Source organism: Duncaniella sp. B8 (assembly GCF_005304985.1).
Classification (GTDB): domain Bacteria; phylum Bacteroidota; class Bacteroidia; order Bacteroidales; family Muribaculaceae; genus Duncaniella; species Duncaniella muris.
The window spans coordinates 743,525-760,210 of record NZ_CP040121.1 but is presented as its reverse complement, the minus strand read 5'-3'; the positions used below and the strand labels follow the sequence as shown (position 1 = coordinate 760,210).

General features: G+C 53.6%; 17 protein-coding genes and 1 pseudogene. 10 read left to right on the top strand and 8 right to left on the bottom strand.

The window, feature by feature from the left end; translation table 11 throughout:
* Positions 1-80: 80 nt before the first annotated feature.
* From FDZ78_RS03495 to FDZ78_RS03460, 8 genes are all read right to left on the bottom strand, one after another.
* The gene (locus FDZ78_RS03495) at positions 81-560 is read right to left on the bottom strand and encodes a hypothetical protein (protein ID WP_136409111.1); all 480 of its coding nucleotides are present in this window, start codon (positions 558-560) and stop codon (positions 81-83) included.
* Between the two features lies 1 nt (position 561).
* On the bottom strand, positions 562-1,866 hold the full coding sequence (locus FDZ78_RS03490) for a reverse transcriptase domain-containing protein (RefSeq protein ID WP_136409110.1): 1,305 nt from the start codon (positions 1,864-1,866) through the stop codon (positions 562-564).
* Between the two features lie 386 nt (positions 1,867-2,252).
* Positions 2,253-2,486, bottom strand: a complete 234-nt coding sequence (locus tag FDZ78_RS03485; RefSeq protein ID WP_136409109.1) for a hypothetical protein — start codon at positions 2,484-2,486, stop codon at positions 2,253-2,255.
* A gap of 92 nt (positions 2,487-2,578) precedes the next feature.
* On the bottom strand, positions 2,579-3,844 hold the full coding sequence (locus FDZ78_RS03480) for a phage minor head protein (protein ID WP_136409211.1): 1,266 nt from the start codon (positions 3,842-3,844) through the stop codon (positions 2,579-2,581).
* A 122-nt stretch (positions 3,845-3,966) separates the two neighbouring features.
* Positions 3,967-5,235, bottom strand: coding sequence for a DUF935 family protein (locus tag FDZ78_RS03475; RefSeq protein WP_136409108.1), 1,269 nt, complete (start codon positions 5,233-5,235; stop codon positions 3,967-3,969).
* Positions 5,236-5,237: 2 nt separating this feature from the next.
* Complete coding sequence (locus FDZ78_RS03470; protein ID WP_136409107.1) at positions 5,238-5,654, bottom strand: phage protein Gp36 family protein; 417 nt, start codon at positions 5,652-5,654, stop codon at positions 5,238-5,240.
* A gap of 1 nt (position 5,655) precedes the next feature.
* Positions 5,656-7,224 (bottom strand): hypothetical protein, encoded by a 1,569-nt coding sequence (locus FDZ78_RS03465; RefSeq protein WP_136409106.1) that lies wholly within the window; start codon positions 7,222-7,224, stop codon positions 5,656-5,658.
* Positions 7,214-7,702 (bottom strand): DUF1804 family protein, encoded by a 489-nt coding sequence (locus FDZ78_RS03460; protein WP_136409105.1) that lies wholly within the window; start codon positions 7,700-7,702, stop codon positions 7,214-7,216. The genes FDZ78_RS03465 and FDZ78_RS03460 overlap by 11 nt, the downstream gene beginning before the upstream one ends.
* A 167-nt stretch (positions 7,703-7,869) precedes the next feature.
* Between FDZ78_RS03460 and FDZ78_RS03455 the strand changes: the two genes are divergently transcribed.
* From FDZ78_RS03455 to FDZ78_RS03410, 10 genes and pseudogenes are all read left to right on the top strand, one after another.
* Positions 7,870-8,745: an HK97 family phage prohead protease gene (locus FDZ78_RS03455; protein ID WP_136409104.1), complete on the top strand. Its 876-nt coding sequence runs from the start codon at positions 7,870-7,872 to the stop codon at positions 8,743-8,745.
* Between the two features lie 21 nt (positions 8,746-8,766).
* Positions 8,767-9,705: pseudogene (locus FDZ78_RS03450) on the top strand (hypothetical protein); the annotation flags it as partial.
* Between the two features lie 30 nt (positions 9,706-9,735).
* The gene (locus tag FDZ78_RS03445) at positions 9,736-10,197 is read left to right on the top strand and encodes an N-acetylmuramoyl-L-alanine amidase (RefSeq protein ID WP_136409102.1); all 462 of its coding nucleotides are present in this window, start codon (positions 9,736-9,738) and stop codon (positions 10,195-10,197) included.
* Positions 10,198-10,221: 24 nt separating this feature from the next.
* Positions 10,222-10,743, top strand: coding sequence for a hypothetical protein (locus FDZ78_RS03440; RefSeq protein WP_137426178.1), 522 nt, complete (start codon positions 10,222-10,224; stop codon positions 10,741-10,743).
* Positions 10,715-11,041: a hypothetical protein gene (locus FDZ78_RS03435; RefSeq protein ID WP_137426177.1), complete on the top strand. Its 327-nt coding sequence runs from the start codon at positions 10,715-10,717 to the stop codon at positions 11,039-11,041. Before FDZ78_RS03440 ends, FDZ78_RS03435 begins: the two co-directional genes overlap by 29 nt.
* Entirely contained in the window at positions 11,038-11,616 is a 579-nt protein-coding gene (locus FDZ78_RS03430) for a hypothetical protein (protein WP_136409099.1), read from the top strand. Before FDZ78_RS03435 ends, FDZ78_RS03430 begins: the two co-directional genes overlap by 4 nt.
* Before the next feature lie 3 nt (positions 11,617-11,619).
* A complete protein-coding gene (locus tag FDZ78_RS03425) occupies positions 11,620-12,096 on the top strand; it encodes a hypothetical protein (RefSeq protein ID WP_136409098.1) in 477 nt (158 codons plus the stop codon).
* Positions 12,097-12,143: 47 nt separating this feature from the next.
* Positions 12,144-12,341: a hypothetical protein gene (locus tag FDZ78_RS03420; protein ID WP_136409097.1), complete on the top strand. Its 198-nt coding sequence runs from the start codon at positions 12,144-12,146 to the stop codon at positions 12,339-12,341.
* Positions 12,338-16,207: a hypothetical protein gene (locus FDZ78_RS03415; protein ID WP_136409096.1), complete on the top strand. Its 3,870-nt coding sequence runs from the start codon at positions 12,338-12,340 to the stop codon at positions 16,205-16,207. The genes FDZ78_RS03420 and FDZ78_RS03415 overlap by 4 nt, the downstream gene beginning before the upstream one ends.
* Positions 16,208-16,209: 2 nt before the next feature.
* Positions 16,210-16,671: a hypothetical protein gene (locus FDZ78_RS03410; protein WP_136409095.1), complete on the top strand. Its 462-nt coding sequence runs from the start codon at positions 16,210-16,212 to the stop codon at positions 16,669-16,671.
* Positions 16,672-16,686: the final 15 nt, after the last annotated feature.

The following is a 16,686-nucleotide window of genomic DNA, read 5'->3' as shown; positions in this document are numbered from 1 at the left end:
AGTGTCTCACTTATTCAAATAAACACCGTATCACGGGCCGGGGGCATTTTTTTGTGCCCTCCCCCGAAGGGCGGTGCGGATCAGTCCATGCGGTAAGGTTCCAAGTCAATACTTTCCCGGGCATTCCATCCGTCAAGCTGCGCCTGTTGGATATGTTCGGAGAAAGCGCGATAGAACGCCTCGATGTCAGCCGGATTCTCAAACCGGCGGTAGACCGGCTTGTCATCGGTGCCGAACTTGAAGACCACTGACACGCTGTTTCCTATCCGGCTTTGGATATAGGCGCGCTCATAATTGGCCTGGTTCTCGGTGGAGAGCCAAACCGGGACACCCTCGTAAGAGAAGCCGGATACGATCTTCTCCCGGGTGGCATCGCTGATCCAGCCCTCGATTAGAGCCTTGATCTCATCGACCGCAGGTTTATGATCGAATTCTTCTTCCATGTAGGAAGTGGTGCCGGATTCATCGGCCGATACGTCCCAGCGGACACGCCATTTGTTTTTGACCGGGTTTGTACACTCCAGGAGTGCTACATCGGGATTGCCTTGGACTCGTTTCATTTTAAGTAAAGACGTATTTTGTTTTACCCTTGCCGAAGGTTTCAGCCTTTATGGTGGTTTCAAAGGGGAAGCCGTCGGGCATTTCTTTCACTTGTAGGAGGATGTTTTTCATCTCCTCACTGTTGGTGAAAAACTTTTTCTGCTCACCGTTTTGCTCGATGGCCACCACGCAACGGTCATCCCCCTGCGAGGTCTTTACGCCCATCTCGAAGTCGCGGATTACGATGGGAAGGTTCACCAGTTCCCGTATGCTTACCACTGCACCGGGGAATCGCTTTTTGCCGTCATCGGGCTTGTAAGCGACATTAAGGTCTTTGAATGATCTCATTTCTGTGCCTGTTAATTTATTAAAGAGGTTATTACACTGTGCGTGCTTGGCCATCCCGTAGAACGAGGCTGTAAGCACGCTTCTTCGTTTCCGGCTCCTGACATCGCCCATCTTTCGGGCGAACTTCTGCTTTATGCGCTTGCGGATGAGCGCATGGGTGGGGTAGATGACATAACCCAGGAAGTCGATGCCTTCAGTAACCGGGAACACCCTCTCGTTGGCTTTAATCTTCAGACCGATACTTTCAACACATTCATGTATGATATCGCGTATTCGCCAAAGCTCCTCCTTGCTGCCGGCCAGAACCGCCCCGTCGTCGCAGTAACGGTAGTAGAACCGTGTGCGCAGCCTGTCCTTGAGCGGGTGATCGAGAGCCACGGACAGCAGAAGGTTGCACAGCCCCTGCGAGCTTCGCAGACCGATACTGACACCTTTGGGCATCATATGTACGAACCTCTCCAGTATCGCGATCAGTTTGGCGTCCTTGAAAATGTGCCGGACACAGTCCATGATGGTCTGCTGGTCCACACTCTCGTAGAACTTGGAGATGTCAAACTTGTAGCAATAACGGGTGTCATTCGGGTGCGCCCTGAGGTCGTTCTCAATATACGTCTTCAGATCGTGCATTCCGCGCCCTTTGATGCTTGCCGAGGTGGTGCGTATGAACCGCCGTTTGAGGTGTTCGTCGACCACCGACATGACGGCATGGACGGCGATGCGGTCTTTCATCGTCAGTACTTGAATGTGCCGCTCCTTGCCGCCCTCGATGATGGTACGCTCCCGATAGCCGTTTTCGATGGTATAGCTACCATCTGCAATTTTGGCCGACAGTTCCGCGATAACTTCCTCCCGGTGCGCGAGAAGGTATCGGCCCTGCCGGGAACGCTTGCGCGTCGTACCCCGCAGAACCTGGTCGAATGACTGCGCCATATTTGGGTAGGCGACAATCTCCTCGATGATATGTCCTTCTCTTCGCATGGTAGGATGTGTTGATAATAATTTGTCAGGCTCCTTGAGCCTTCCGGTCACCGGGTCCGGGATCTTCGAGCCATACGGCCTACCAAACCCTACCCGAGCACTTGATGTTCCGGCTTTCCGCACTGGGATTATGCGCTGTTGCCGAGGCTTGCCCCTCTCGGCACCTCGATGGGGACACGTCCCCGGTGATGTACGCCGATTAATGGTTGTCCAGGCGCGACCCGACATTCGTGTTCGCATTCGAAGCATCGTTATTCGCATTCGCGTACGACACGCCGCCATTCGCATTCGCGTTGTTGTTGCCGCGATAGACCACACGGCCTATTGAGGGACACCGCCTTACAAAGTGCAAAGTTACGCATAATCCGTGTTCCGATAGGAATGTTTCAGAGCAAAAGCCATAAAACAGCAGCCATCGCTCCTCCGGCTACGGTTGAAAGCCAGTCTATCCAGTCCCACGGACATCCGTGCAGCTTGTCTTTAAGCTCAAGACAAGAACCGGCTATGATGGCCGAGTATGTGGCAGGGTAGGGGCCACAGGCGAGCAACCCTACGATAAAACCGCCTATAAGATGCTTGTAGCGGTTGGATTTTTTGAGAAATGAGATTATTTTACCCATAAACTTTTGTGTTTGAGGAATTGTTTATATCTTTGCACTAACGATTCCGTGGCTAATGACCACCGATTCGTTGCAGAAGGAGGAATGAGCGATCATTCCTCTGACTTTTTATATAGCAGCCTTAGGTGGCCATTTTCGTTTAACCATACTTCTGAGATATGGTGACCATCCTTTAACCGTTGATTTATTACGCGCTTCATGTACGCGTCAGTAAGGTCTGGTTTGTCAATGATAATTCGGTCAGATTGTTTTAGTCCGTGGTTTACCATATTAGAGAAAGCGCGTTTGGGATTGTCGGTCACAAAGCCCTCATGCTCGTACCAGTAATCGTCTATTTTTAGGTCGGGACACTTGCCGTCATAACGGGTTCCGCGTAGCGAACCGTACACACAGTCGTATTCAAACCTTGCAGGGCGAGTCATTTTGGGAGTCAGAACAACCCTTGCGCCATCGGCGGCAAAATGCCGTGCGACAGACAGCAGCCGATCATAATCCCCGTCAGCACGATCGACAAGGTGACTTATCTCGATTGTGCCTTTGCCGAGCTTTATCACTTCGCCCCGTAGCTGTTCACATTGGTGAACGAGGGCACATGCCTGGCACACCTCGTTATCCAGCACAAACGCCAGTTTGCGGCCTTTGCCGCCTTTCGCGATAGGGCAGGTCGAGCAACGGCGGATGGTATATGGATTGTAGTCCGGGACGGATTTGCCCTCCTTGCCAGCGTTGAACCGAAAGATACCTTTTGTGTCGCGCTGCAGGGCCTCATCTCCAAGGCGCATCGCCTCGTCATGGGGAGTTTCAGGATACTTTGATTTGCGCACCTGAACGACAGTGCAGCGGCAGTTCCAACCGTTCGGCGGGTAGAACTCCTCCCAGAATGAATCAGAAGGCGGCAGAGTTACACGGTCGAGTGCGGCATGCTCCGGCCGCACCTTGTCATCGCGCTGTGTACGGTATTGGAGATTGTATCGTTCGCCGTCGCGCATGAACTGCTCCCACCGGCCGGCCATCTCCGCAGATGCGGCCACGAAGTTATATTCAGCTCGGAGGTAATTGGAATTATATGTTTTGTCGATGCTTTGAACATCATTCAAAAACCGTTCGAATGGCTTTCTATTGCCGTTCTCATCGAGCAGCGACGGGAATGCCTCGTGCAGCTCATGAAAAGCCTTCATGCCGGAGAAAATGTAATTCGACCGGGTAAGGCGTCGGCGCATTGCATCAGACATCTCCACCTTATGAAAGGCCGAGTCGAGAGCTGAGGCATGAGCATTGACAAACTCCTGCACAGCCGGGTCGGCCACAAGTTCGACGCGGAACTGCGCTCCTTGCTCTTTGAAAAGCGACTTCATCATGCCGGAGAACAGCGAGGACAGACGCTTGCGCAAATCATCGCCGGGAGCGGCAAGGTTCTCTATGACCACTCCATCGAGCAAGGAGGCATAGCGTCTGTGCAGCCCCTCGTAGTCAGAGGGGCTCAGTCGAAAAAATGTTTTTTCTCCTCTTTGTCGTTATCATCTTCTTTGTCATTTTCAGCCGAGGACAGAGCCATAGGATTGCGTCGTTCACCGACCGGCATATTGTATTTGTCGGCGAAATACGACGGGTCGACCTCGTAGCGGTCGGCAATCATCGTTTCGTATGCCACCTGCTGCTCCGGCGTATAGTCAACCGCGTCATCCCACTCGAAGCGCAGCCCCTTTACAGGGAAGCCGTGCAAGACCATGATGGGGATAAGCTGATTGTTTATGATGTCGCGCAGGAAGTCGCGGTCAGACTCCACAAGATTCATGAACACCTCGAGGTGGGTCTGCGACTGTGAGAGCGACGAGCCGTCCTCGATGGTCATGGTCTGGCCTATCACCAGTTTTGACAATTCAGAGTTGGCGCGGTCGATTCGCTTGTCGTAGACGTTGAAGGCGTCCCCCTTGCCGGATTCCACGAACTGAATCTCCGTTTCCATGCCGGCAACCATGCCCTGATTGGCTCCGCCGTTGTAGATCATGTCCTGCAGACGCTTGAACTCATTCGGGTCGCGGGTCGATGTGCGGGCTATTCGCCACGGCATGCCGAATATTTCCGCGAAACAATCCCAAAACGTCATCGCGTGCTTTTTGGGGATGGTATGGAGTGCGGCCTTCAGCAGCAATCCGAGGTCATCCGGGCGCCCGGCCTCGATAAGCCAGTCGCGCCAGGGACGCTCCCGGAACTCGATGCCGGTTTCCCAGTTCATGCCCACGCGCTGCACCACTCGGCCCTTTTCAGGAATCACGTGCTTGCGGGGTATGAGCGACACGCCGGAGAAAGCCGGGTGGCCGTCGCCGTCGGTAATGACATCGCCAAGTTCGATGAGCGAGTGGCCGTACCATATCGACTCCAGACAGAGCCGGCACAAGTCCTTGAACCAGGACTGGTCGAACAGGTGCCCTGCGGCATCGTCCTGGTCGCCGTTCTCATTGACGAGTTTGAACGAGCGTGACATAACGAACCCCACGCGCTGCTGTATGCAGCCCGAAAGATGCGAGTCGGTCATGGCGTCGCGGTAGATGTCGTACAGCTTCTGTCGGGACGGGTGGCGCGGATCAATCGCGCTCTGCCACGCCCGGCGCCAGTCCTCGATGTCATTCTTTGAGAAAAACTCCGCATAGCGGTGCAGCTCCAGGATAACGGAGGTCTGCTTTTGTATCCTGCTTTTGGCATCCTTCTGCGCCCGGCTGAGTTTCGGTCTGTTCTGTCTGCGGCCCATAATCACCAGTCGTGTCTAAGTTTGGGAAATGAATAATAGGAGGTGCCGAAGCCGGGGCAGTCGTCATCAGATCCGGCAAGAGGAAGGTCGGGGACGATTTTGCCTGCCTGTACGCCCTCGAGCCATTTTATAGCGCGCTCATATCGCTCCTTGCGGATTTCGCTACCCATCTTCTGCGGCTGCGAAGCTGTGAGGTGATAAAGCACAATGTCGGCGGTGTACATCACTATAAGCCGGTTGCGGTCGTTGCCTGTTGCGGCGAAAATGGCCGCGGTGTCATATACCGGGCGGAGATAGCCTGATATTTCCTCAATGGCCTCTGCCTCGGCATTGGCTATATTTTCAGGTGATGACTGCGACACGACTTTCAAGGCCGCATCACCAATCACCACTTTGTAATCTTCGGTATCTATAAACATATTACCACATATTTTTAGGCGAGCGACGGGGAATCGCCACCGGTTTGAAAACTTCCTGACGAGTGCTGCGCTGCAGATACCAGATAGCACCCTCGTCGGCATCCGGTGCGTCATCATGCACGCGGGAGCCTCGCTCAAGAGCCAGGGTCTGCTCGATGCCGACCTCCATGTCAGGGGACTCTTTCAGAGCCTCGTTGTAAAATACGAAACCACGCTCCCACAGCGGCGACACCGCTTCGATGCGCTGCACCTTTTCCGGCTTCTTTCTGGTGTCCGGCAGTATGGGCAACTGGTACCCGCGGATATTTCCCTCGGCGGCGAACTCGTCGAGGATGATGTCCTGCATGAAATTGGCCTCCATGAAGAAGGATATTGCCACACGGTCACGTGTGCGCTCATAGAGGTCATAGAGCCAGCGTACCATTCCGGACACTGTGTCCTGGCGGACGTAGCAGTCAATGAGGTGCAGTTCTGTCCCGATCTTGCCCCACAGTCGGCAAGCCTTGTAGTCGTTTGCCGTTGTCGATTTGAACGACGGGTCGGTATAACACACGAGCATCTCGTACTTTTCGAGTTTCGGCATACGCTTGAAGCGTATCCACTCATGCCGGAATATGGAGCCGTCATTGATGGGATTGTGCATCATCTCCTTTTCCCAAGCACGGTATCCCATGAAATCCTTGACAGCCTGCGCCTCCTCCTTAGTCCACTTCTCAACCCACACCGGGTTGCCGTCACGGTCGACGGCCTTTATCTCGGACACATGCACTCCCTTTGAAGCGGCGATATTGGCAAGCACCGATTTTTTAGAAATAAGGTTGCCGACCATTATGAAGCGGCCGCGGCCAACATCGAGCGCACCGAACAGAGCCTCCTTGACCCAGTCAGTGAGTTCCTTGACACGTTTTTCATTGCGGCAGAGCTCGTCATCGTCAAGGTCGTCGATCACAATATAGTCCGGACGGGCCTCACGGTCGCGGAGGCCGCGCGGCGACTGTCCGCGGCCCACGGCGAGGAATTTTGCCCCGCCTTTGGTCTTGAACTCCCCCTGCAGCCATAAGCCGAGGTTTTTCTGTTCACCAAAATCAGCGATGAGCTTCTGGTTGTATTCCAGTTCCGCCTGAAGGTCGCCGAGCAGACGGTTGGCGCTGTCCTCAGACTTGCCGACAGTGACCATAAAATTGATAAGCCTCTTCGGCTGGAAAATCAGCCAAAGGGGAATGAACACTCCGATGTGGGTGGATTTGGCGTGGCCGCGCGGCCATTTGAACACCGCCTTCAGATTTGGCGTGTTCTTTATCGTGAGCGCCGCTTTGGTGTGGAACGGCGCATTGTGTATCACTCGGATAACCTCCCCGGTGGTCTTGTCGCGCAGGGTGAGGTAGTGTGCGAAATAATACTCGCAGAATTCGTCATAATTGGAGAGCAGCCGTTTGATGCGACGCTCCTTCTCGACAGGCGACTCCTTTACGATAGACAGGGACGCCGCCGTCATGGCCTGGACTTCGCGGCAGTGTTCCTTCCACTGCGCGAATGCCTCCTTCTGTTCCTTTGTAAGTTTAGTCGCCATGGTAAACGAGTGCTCCCTTGTTGAATGATTCGATGAGGAATCCGTCCTGCAGCTTGTTGACCTTCTTGATGAACTCGATGGTTACCTCCGGGTCTGTCTTAGCGCGGAATTCAAGATATTTGGAGAAAGCAGTGAACACCTCTATGGCGGCCACGACATTGGCCTGTGACTTGTCGAGCTTGTCGATGGCGGCGGTCAGCTTCGAGAGCTTGTCGCCGAGGCTGTCTATAAGGGCGAGGTCGCCGGATTCGTTGACTTTGTCGAGCAATGTGTTTGTCGCCAGGAGTAATTTCTTTATGAGTTCCGGGCGAGTGATGGTCTTGGCAGCGCGGGTGGCTTTCCACCCTTCAGCGGTACACCATTTGGATATAGTGACTCGTGACACGCCTATCATCTCGGCGATTTCGGTCTGCTCCTTCCCTGAAAGATACAGGGTGCGTGCCAGGTTTCTTTTATTTTCAAGTTCAGCTTTTGTCATGTCGATAATGATTTTGGCGCTTTTGCACTGCAAAAGTGCGAATATGAGGTGTGCCTTCAAAAAAAGTGTGCAACCATTGCATACAAGTGTGCAACCATTGCACACTTTTTTGGAAACAAGCGGTTTATCTCTCACTTTTGCACCGAAAAAATCATTATCGCACAGACATGGGCAACAGAGTAAGACTGACAAACGACACGCTCAACAGCTACGGGTACCGCGTCCTGACCGATGGCGTGGACATCACCCAGTATGAGCGCAATCCTATACTCCTTTATATGCACAACCGCGGCAAGGCTATCGGACTTATAAAGGACATAAAGAAAGAAAATGGCGAGATCACCGGCGAGCTCGCATTCGACGAGGCTACCGAACTTTCCACCCAGTGCAAGAAGCAGTGGGACTTCGGCTCGCTCCGCATGGTGAGCATCGGCTTCGAGGTCATCGAGACAAGCGACGCCGCGGAGCTTATCGTGTCGGGGCAGCGCTATGCGACAGTGACAAAGGCGCGCCTTATCGAAGTGTCGCTTGTCGACATCGGAGCCAACAACGATGCAATCCGGCTCCACAAGGACGGACAGTTAATAACGCTGAGCGAGGGTGGTGACTGCCCCCTTCCGAGGCTGAATCATAAACCAACCAACAACCAACCGCAAATGGACATCAAGACACTCGCCCTGACACTGGGCTTGCCGGAAACGGCAGACGAGGCGGCCGTCAACGCGAAACTCGCGGAACTCAAAACCGCCAACGACGATGTGGAGAACATCCGTAGGGAAAACGAGCAGCTCAAACTATCACAGGTCACGGCCGCCGTAGACGCGGCCATCGCCGCCAAAAAGATCCCGGCGGAGAAGAAGCAGCATTTCCTCGACCTCGGCAAGTCTGTGGGTATCGAAACCCTCAACGCCACCCTCGACGCCATCTCTCCGGCCCCGAAACTCAGCGGCACACTCCAGACAGCCCCCGCCGGCGACGATCTTCCAAAGAAAGGCCCGTGGGAACTCCGCATGGACGAAATCCGCGCAAAACTCAATAAGTAACAATACCAACCCCATACAGATATGGCAATCAGAGTAGACAACACCAATTACAACGGCGAGGTACTTGAGAGAATCCTCACCGTCGCCACCACGAGCAACGAGCTTGTGGAAAAGGGTCTCATCCATGTTATCCCCGGCGTGGAGAAAAAGATCAGCATCCCCCGTCTTAAGACAGGACGTATGCTCCAGAAACGCAAGGAGAACCCCGTCATCGAGGACAGCAAGGGTGACTTCAACTGGTCGGAGCAGACCCTCGAGCCACACGACTTCATGGCCTTCACCCTGTTCAACCCCCGCGCTTTCGAGCAGATCTGGCGTAAGTGGCAGCCCAAGGGAAACCTTGTGTTCGCCCAACTTCCCCCGGAGGCGCAGAACGCGCTTCTCGACGCACTGTCCAAGCAGGTGCAGTTCGAGCTCGGCGACCACTACGTCAATGGCGAATACGTCGATGGCGAGGATGACACCAAGCTCATGAACGGTATCCTCACCCAGGCTGCCAAAGCCGCCGACTACAAGTGGGTCGACGTATCGAAGGCTGACACCATGCTGAAGAAGCTCAAAGCGGTCCGTGCAGGAATCCCCAAAGCCATGCGCTCCAACCCCTCGTTGCGTATCATCATGAGCGTCGAGGATTTCGACAAGTATGACGACGAGCTGACCGAACGCGAGGCCAAGAACGCCAGCGAAACAGAGGTCAACCGCAAGCGCTACAAGGGCATCACCATCGAAACCGTGGCTGCGTGGCCCGAGGGTGTCATCGTCGCCACTCTTTGCTCGCCGGATGCCGATGGCAACTTCTTCGCCGCTGTCAACCTTCAGAATGACGAAAGCGTCATCCAGATCGACAAATACGCACCGGCTTCGGAACTCTACTTCTGCAAGATTCTCATGAAGGCTGATACCAACATCGCCTTCGGGGAAGAGTTCATCGTCGCCGACTTCCGCGCCACTCCCAAGTTCACCAAAAAGGAGGCTCCCACGGAATAAGCTATGGCCCGGTTGAAGTATCTTGTACTGCACTGCACAGCGACACCCGAAGGGCGCGAGGTGACAGCCGCCGACATCAGGCGGATGCACCTTAGCCCGGTGTCGGCTGGCGGCAGGGGGTGGAAGCAGGTCGGCTATACCGACATCATTCACCTTGACGGCACCGTCGAGCGGCTTGTAGATAACAACGAGGACGCCAATGTCGATCCGTGGGAAATCACCAATGGGGCCAAAGGCTACAACTCCGTCAGCCGTCATGTCGTCTATGCCGGCGGCTGTGACAGGTCGATGAATCCCAAAGACACCCGGACTCCGGCACAGCGCAAGGCTATGGAGGCGTATGTGAAAGATTTTCACCGCCGCTTCCCTGATGTGCGTATCATAGGTCACAACGAGGTCGCCGCCAAAGCCTGTCCGAGCTTCGACGTTCAAAAATGGCTCAAGTCAATCGGTATAAACCAGTAACAACCCAGTAAACCAATCACAACGATGTCCACCAGCGAAATCCTCAACATACTTCTCGGCACCGGCCTTGTGGGGCTCATGGTGGCAGTGGCCACCATGAAAGCAACCGTGCGCAAGGCCAACGCCGATGCGGAGAAGGCAAAGGCTGATGCGGAGAAAGCAAAGGCAGACGCCGAAACTGTGCGCATCACCAACACCGAGAACGCGACCCGGATTCTGGTGGAGAACATCGTCAAACCATTAAAAGATGAACTAAATGCCACACGAACAGATCTGCAGGCCACCAAAAAGGAGATGGCCTCTACCAAGAGAGAAATGGCTCGATTACGCAAGGCTGTCGAGGCTGCTTCCGGTTGTCGTCATGCTGACTATTGCCCTGTGCTTTTCAAGCTGCGCGACAACCCAAAAGACGCAGACTCAGCAGGAGCAGATATCTTCGACTTCCGCGAAGAGCGACACGACTGCGGCAGTGACCAGAGTGATAACGACACAGATGGTTCCCGAGAGTCAGGTGCACATGGCGATATCCGTGGACAGCCTCCTTAAGCTGCCGGAGGGAGCGGCCTACCGTGAAAACAAAGACCGGGCGCATGTAGAGGCCACCCATCATGACGGCATAATCTATATCACCGGCACATGCGACAGTCTGCAACGCCAGGTAGAATATTACGAGGCGCTCTATCATAATGCACGTGACGCACTGGAAAATTACCACGAGTCGGTCATCGAGGAACGTGCGTCCCGGAAATCCCCCTTTAGCATATATATGAGCGGGGTTACCTGTGGCTTTATCCTCACAATTGCACTAATCTATTTTCTCAATTTTAAAATCACACAAAAATGAGTAAGAAATTCATTTACGGCATAGCCGAAGTCCGATTCAAGAAGAAGGGCGGCACAACCGCTGAAAAGGTCGGCTACATCGAGAAAGGCTCCTGGGATTGGGGCGGCTCCAAGCCTGAATCAGTCGATGTGGAAGCCGAGCAAGTTCCTGACGCCCCTGTCCTTACCCTGCTCCAGTCAAATGGCAAGATCTCCCCGACCTTCAATCTCATTCAGCTTGACTATGAGAACCTACAGAGATCACTCGGCGGTTCGCTGATAGAATCCGGTACCGGCCAGGACAAGAAGATCACGGGATGGAATGCCCCGTCATCCCTTGTAGAACTTTCCGGCGAATGGGAAATTGAGTTCGTGTCCGGGCAGACCATGACCATTCCCAACGCCACCATCCTCGCCAACCCCGGTGGCAAGCTCACGCTTACCGAGGTGTCTAAGATAGAGTGTCAACTCAAGATCAACAAGCCGGAGGAAGATGGCGTGCCACCTTACCGCATACAGGACACCGACTCTATGGGCACCAATGTCGCATCCCAGTCTGCCGCCCCGACCAAGGGCGAATCACCCTCGGCCGGATAAAGCATGGATGAAAAGACAATCCGCCAAGTCCAACAGGAGGCAGCGGAGGCACTCCTCAATGTGGGTGTCTCCCTCCCCCTGAAGGAGTTCCGGCTGCCATTCAGGAAACGCCCTATAATACTGAGGGTAACTATGCGGCGCCCCTGTATGTCCGGGCAGATAGAAATCGCCCGGACATATCTGTCAATGAACGTCACGAGCGCGCAGATGGAAGCTTTCAGCAAGGATGAGCAGATGCGCTTCCTTGCCGACCACGGTGACAAGATCTGCCGAATGATAGCCCTGACTCTCGGACGCCCGTCCTTCGTAAAACCGCTCACATGGTTTGTCCGGCACTTCGTAAGATATGAATACCAGATAGCGGCCGTGCGCAAGTTCGTGTCGCTGATGGGTACCGACCCTTTTATACCTATTATCAGATCCGCCGAGCGTACAAATCCGCTGACGGTGCGTCTGAGCCAAAACGCGACGGGGAGTTAAAGACTCGCTTTGAGAATTCCCATAGCCCCTTCGGATTCTTATGGCAGGTGGCGAGTGCCACAGGCTGGACTATAGACTACATACTTAATAACGTAAACTACCAGACCCTCATAATGATGCTGAGCGATGCCCCCAGGTATATCGATACTGGCGGCAAATCCCAGGAAGCCGAAGACACTGAGCGCAGCGCGGAGGATGAGGCCAATGAAATAGTCGGATTTTATAAAAGCGAACTCACCAAATGAAACCGGTCGAAATAGAAATTCTGATGCGAGACGGACTTACGCCGGGGCTGTCCAATGCCCGGCGTGTCGTCAGGCAGTTCTCGGAAGATGCCAAGATTGAGCTACGTGAGGTCACGGCATCCCTTGAGGAGCAGAAGAAGCACATAAAACGACTGGAAAAAGAAGTTGCAAGCCTTGAGAAAGCATTCAAGAAGGCCGCTCCGGGCCAGGAATGGCAGACTGCCAAGTCCCGTCTTGAGGCGGCACGTAAGGAACTGGAGGATGAGAAAGGTGCCCTTGACGGACTGATTCAGAAACAGAATGAACTCAAGGGGGCGGCAGAAGGAGCCGACACCTCTCTGCGCCAACAGTTGCGCAATCTTACACAGGAGATTGCGACACTTATGGTGTCATACGCCCAGTTGAGCGACGAGGAACGGGCCTCGGCCGAGGGCAAGGCTCTGCAGCGACATATAGAGGAACTGACCGAGCAAGCCGGTATCCTACGCGACGCGATGGCCGACACCACGGCGGCCATCAACAACGCGGCATCGGATACGCGAGGGTTCGACCAGATGGCCGGAGCCCTTCAACTGGTTATTGACGGATTCGGACTGGCCACTGCCGGCGCAGAGATTTTCGGAGTCAGTCAGGAGGATCTTGTCGAGGCGCAGACAAAACTACAGGCCGCCCTTGTGGCGAGCAATGCATTGAGCTCAATGCAGAATACCCTGCAAAAGCAGTCAGCGCTTATGCAGGGAGTTAATATCATTCAGACAAAGGCCCTGGCAACCGCAGAAAATATTAAGACTGCGACGCAGGGCAGAGGAGTCATCGTAACCAAAGCGGCCACAATAGCACAGGCAGCCTTCAATGCCGTGGCCAAAGCAAACCCATACGTTATATTGGCTATGGCATGCCTAACAGTGGTTGGTGCGTTGTATGCGTTTGCAAAAGGTTCAAAGGCAGCTCAGAAGGCGGAGGAGGAGCGTCAGGCGCAGGCTGAGAAACGGAAGCAACAGGAAGAGGATTTTGCCCGTGCTGTCGTCGAGTCGGCCGGTTCCCAGATAGCGTCGTTCCTCAAGCTGAAGAGAGCTTGGGAAAATCTCGGTGACAGTCTTGACAAAAAGAAAAAATTCATCACCGACACCAAAGATGAATGGCGCAAGCTCGGAAAGGAAATAGATAATGTCAATGACATGGAGAGAATATTCCGGGATCATACAAAGGACATGCTCAACGCCATCATCATACGCGCTGAATTAAAGGCATACGAAACAAGAATACAGCAGGTTGCTGATGATATGGTGTCGGAGATAGAGAAAAACAAGACATACAACTGGAAACCTGTAAAAGCCGGGGCCGTGTCAGGAACCGGCCAGGGATTCGGCATCGGCGGACACGCTGTGCTTCAGGAACTCACCCCGGAGGAAAGAGCCGCGGCAGGCTCTCATATCACCACATGGCACTCACAGTATGGAGGACAGTCTGGCGAGAATTTGGATGCCGAAGGAGCACGCATAATTAACGAAATGCGAAAAAAACAGGGCAACCTTGATGCTCTTGGCCGTCAACAGGCAGCACGTGATAACGCCACCAACATAATAGGAGGCTATGTGGATGAAATGAACCGTCTTTCCGGCCAACTTGATTCTGTTATGTCAAACATGCCGGGAACAGATATAGAACCAGAAAAGTCGGATAAACCTGACACATCCGACAATCCGGAGCAAGATCCGCGCATCGAGCAAGAGCGCAGAGTGGCTGAGGAACTGCGCAAACTCCGTTGGAAGAACGAACAGGAGGCCATAGACCAGATGGAGGAAAGTGCGGATAAACGCCGTCGTCAGATAAAACTTGATTACGAAAAGCAGATTGCGGAGATTCAGGCACAGGAAGCCAGATGGAGAGAAGCTCAGAACGGGAGCCTTACCCCCGAACAGGACAAGGCTCTCCGTCAATCCTACGCACTTGCGCAATCCGGCATGGAGAGTGCGGTCCGACAGGTAGAAAATGACGAGGTAGCCAAGAACCGGGAAAAACTGAACGAACTCCTGCAGCAGTACAAGGATTTCGATCAGCGGCGCCGGGATATAGATACGGCTTACGGTGCCGACATGGAAGTGCTCAACGCGGAACTCAATCGACTGCGCGGTGAGGGTGCGGACACTACGGAGATAGAATCCGCCATATCCGCACGGACACAGGCATATCGGAACTCGATACTGGCGCTTGAGGGGGAGATCCTTCAGTCATCCGATTTTTACGACAAACTTTTCGGCACTGTGTCCGACAGGGGTTACAAGGTGCTGAAAGATTTCTATACACAGGCACAGGATACCCTTAAAAACGCAAAGGTTGACGGTGACGGGGTGGAAATCTCCATACCCGTCAAGGATGCCGACGGAAAATTTGTCAAGAAGGCGGTCAAGATAACCGTAGATGAATACCGGCGCATGCTCAAGCAGGTGCAGGAGATAAAGAAACAGCTTGAAAAGGACAATCCTTTTGCAGCCTTCCGCACCTCATGGTCTGAACTAAACAAGGCTATCAAGGAGGGCGGCGATGTGACCGGCGCCCTGAAGAATCTGCAATCAAAAGGCAAGGAGGTCACAAGCACCATACGCGGTTGGGGCGATGCCCTCGGTTCTGTGTTTGGCGACAACTTCAAGAACTCGATGAACGAGATAATGACCTTCTGCGACGGTGCGATGGACATGGGTACCGGCATAGCGCAGATATGGGCCGGCGATATTGTCGGTGGTATTACCAACACTTTGAACGGCCTGTCATCCATTTTCTCCCTTTTCAGTTCATGGAAAGAGAAAATGGAGGAGATGAAACGTGAATGGTACATTGCCGAAATCGAGACCAACCGCGCCATCAGGGAGCGGACAGCAGAATATGCCGCCAACCAAAGCCAGATAAGTGACATAATAAAAGATGTCGAGCTTCTCAACTGGCTCATAGAACGAGGCTATGCAAAGCCGGCGAGTGTCAGCGTGTGGGAGGCGCAGTCATCGGCACTTGATGAGTACACGAAGAACCTACGCAGCGAGACTGCTGTCTGGGATGACTTGTGGAACAGGCTCCAGGGGAGCCAGGGGCATTACGAGTGGGGTAATTCCCTGAACGGAGGCTCTGCAACATGGGACTTGCGGGGCTACTCGGCACAGCAGATAGAGCTTTGGTATAATCAGAACAAACTGAGCAGCGAAGCCCGGGCCTATTATGAGGCATGGGTGGCAAGCGGCAAGACCATCGAGGAACTCAAGCAGAATATCGAGGAATGCTACAACTCCATGCGCGAAATGGTTATGGGAGTGTCATTCGACAGTTTCCTCTCAAATGCCAGAGATGCACTAAAGGCTATGCGAGGGGATATGTCCGAGCTCGGAAAATTCACCGAGGACACGCTCGCCAATGCCATCCTGAACGGATTCATGTACAAGGATCTTGCAAAAGTGCTTGAGCCGCTTTACAACGAATTGTCGGAACACCTCATTGCCGGCACGGCAGACAAGGCTTACCTTGAGAACTGGAAGCAACGCTTTGAACAGGCCATGTCCGCAGCCAACGACAGGCTCGACGGTATCGCCGATGCGGCCGGAATAGACCTTGACACAGCCGGGAGTTCCCAGTCCGGGAAATCAGGGGTATATACCGCCATGTCCCAGGATCAGGGAACCAAGCTTGAGGGTATCGGCACGAGCATACAGATGCACTCAGCATCCATCGATGAGAATGTGGAGAATGTTTCCGACAAGATGAACGTGGCCACGGAACATCTCCGCAAGATCGAAGAGAATACCTCGGCCACCGCCAAAGAAACGAAGGAGATAAACGAGAAGTTAGAGCAGATTATAAGAGACGGAATAAAGATATAGCCATGTACCAACTTGACGGACTTGTAATAATCAACGGCGCCGATATATGGAAAGAGTTCGGAGCGTTTCTGACCGAGGAAAAGAGAGGCGGCAGAGAGAACCTCAATGCCATTCTGAAAGCATCCAAGGTCAAGGCTCATGTGGGTGTAGACATACGTGAACATAACGGCACAAAATATTCCCCGAAACTCGACGTGCGGAACCAGGAGCGCGACATCACGCTTCACTTTGCAATATTCGCCCCCACAATAGAAGAGTGGATTGACCGCTACAGCAAGTTCCTGACATTTATAAAACAGGGCAAAGACGGATGGCTGACTATGCGCTTTCCGTCACTCGGACTAACCATGCGCCTGTTTTATGTCGACAACACCGATTTCAAGTCCCTTACCTACCTGTGGAAAGAGGGAGTCCAGGCCGGCCGGTTCAAAGTCAAATTCAAGGAGCCGGAGCCGTCATTCTAACCATATTATAACGCC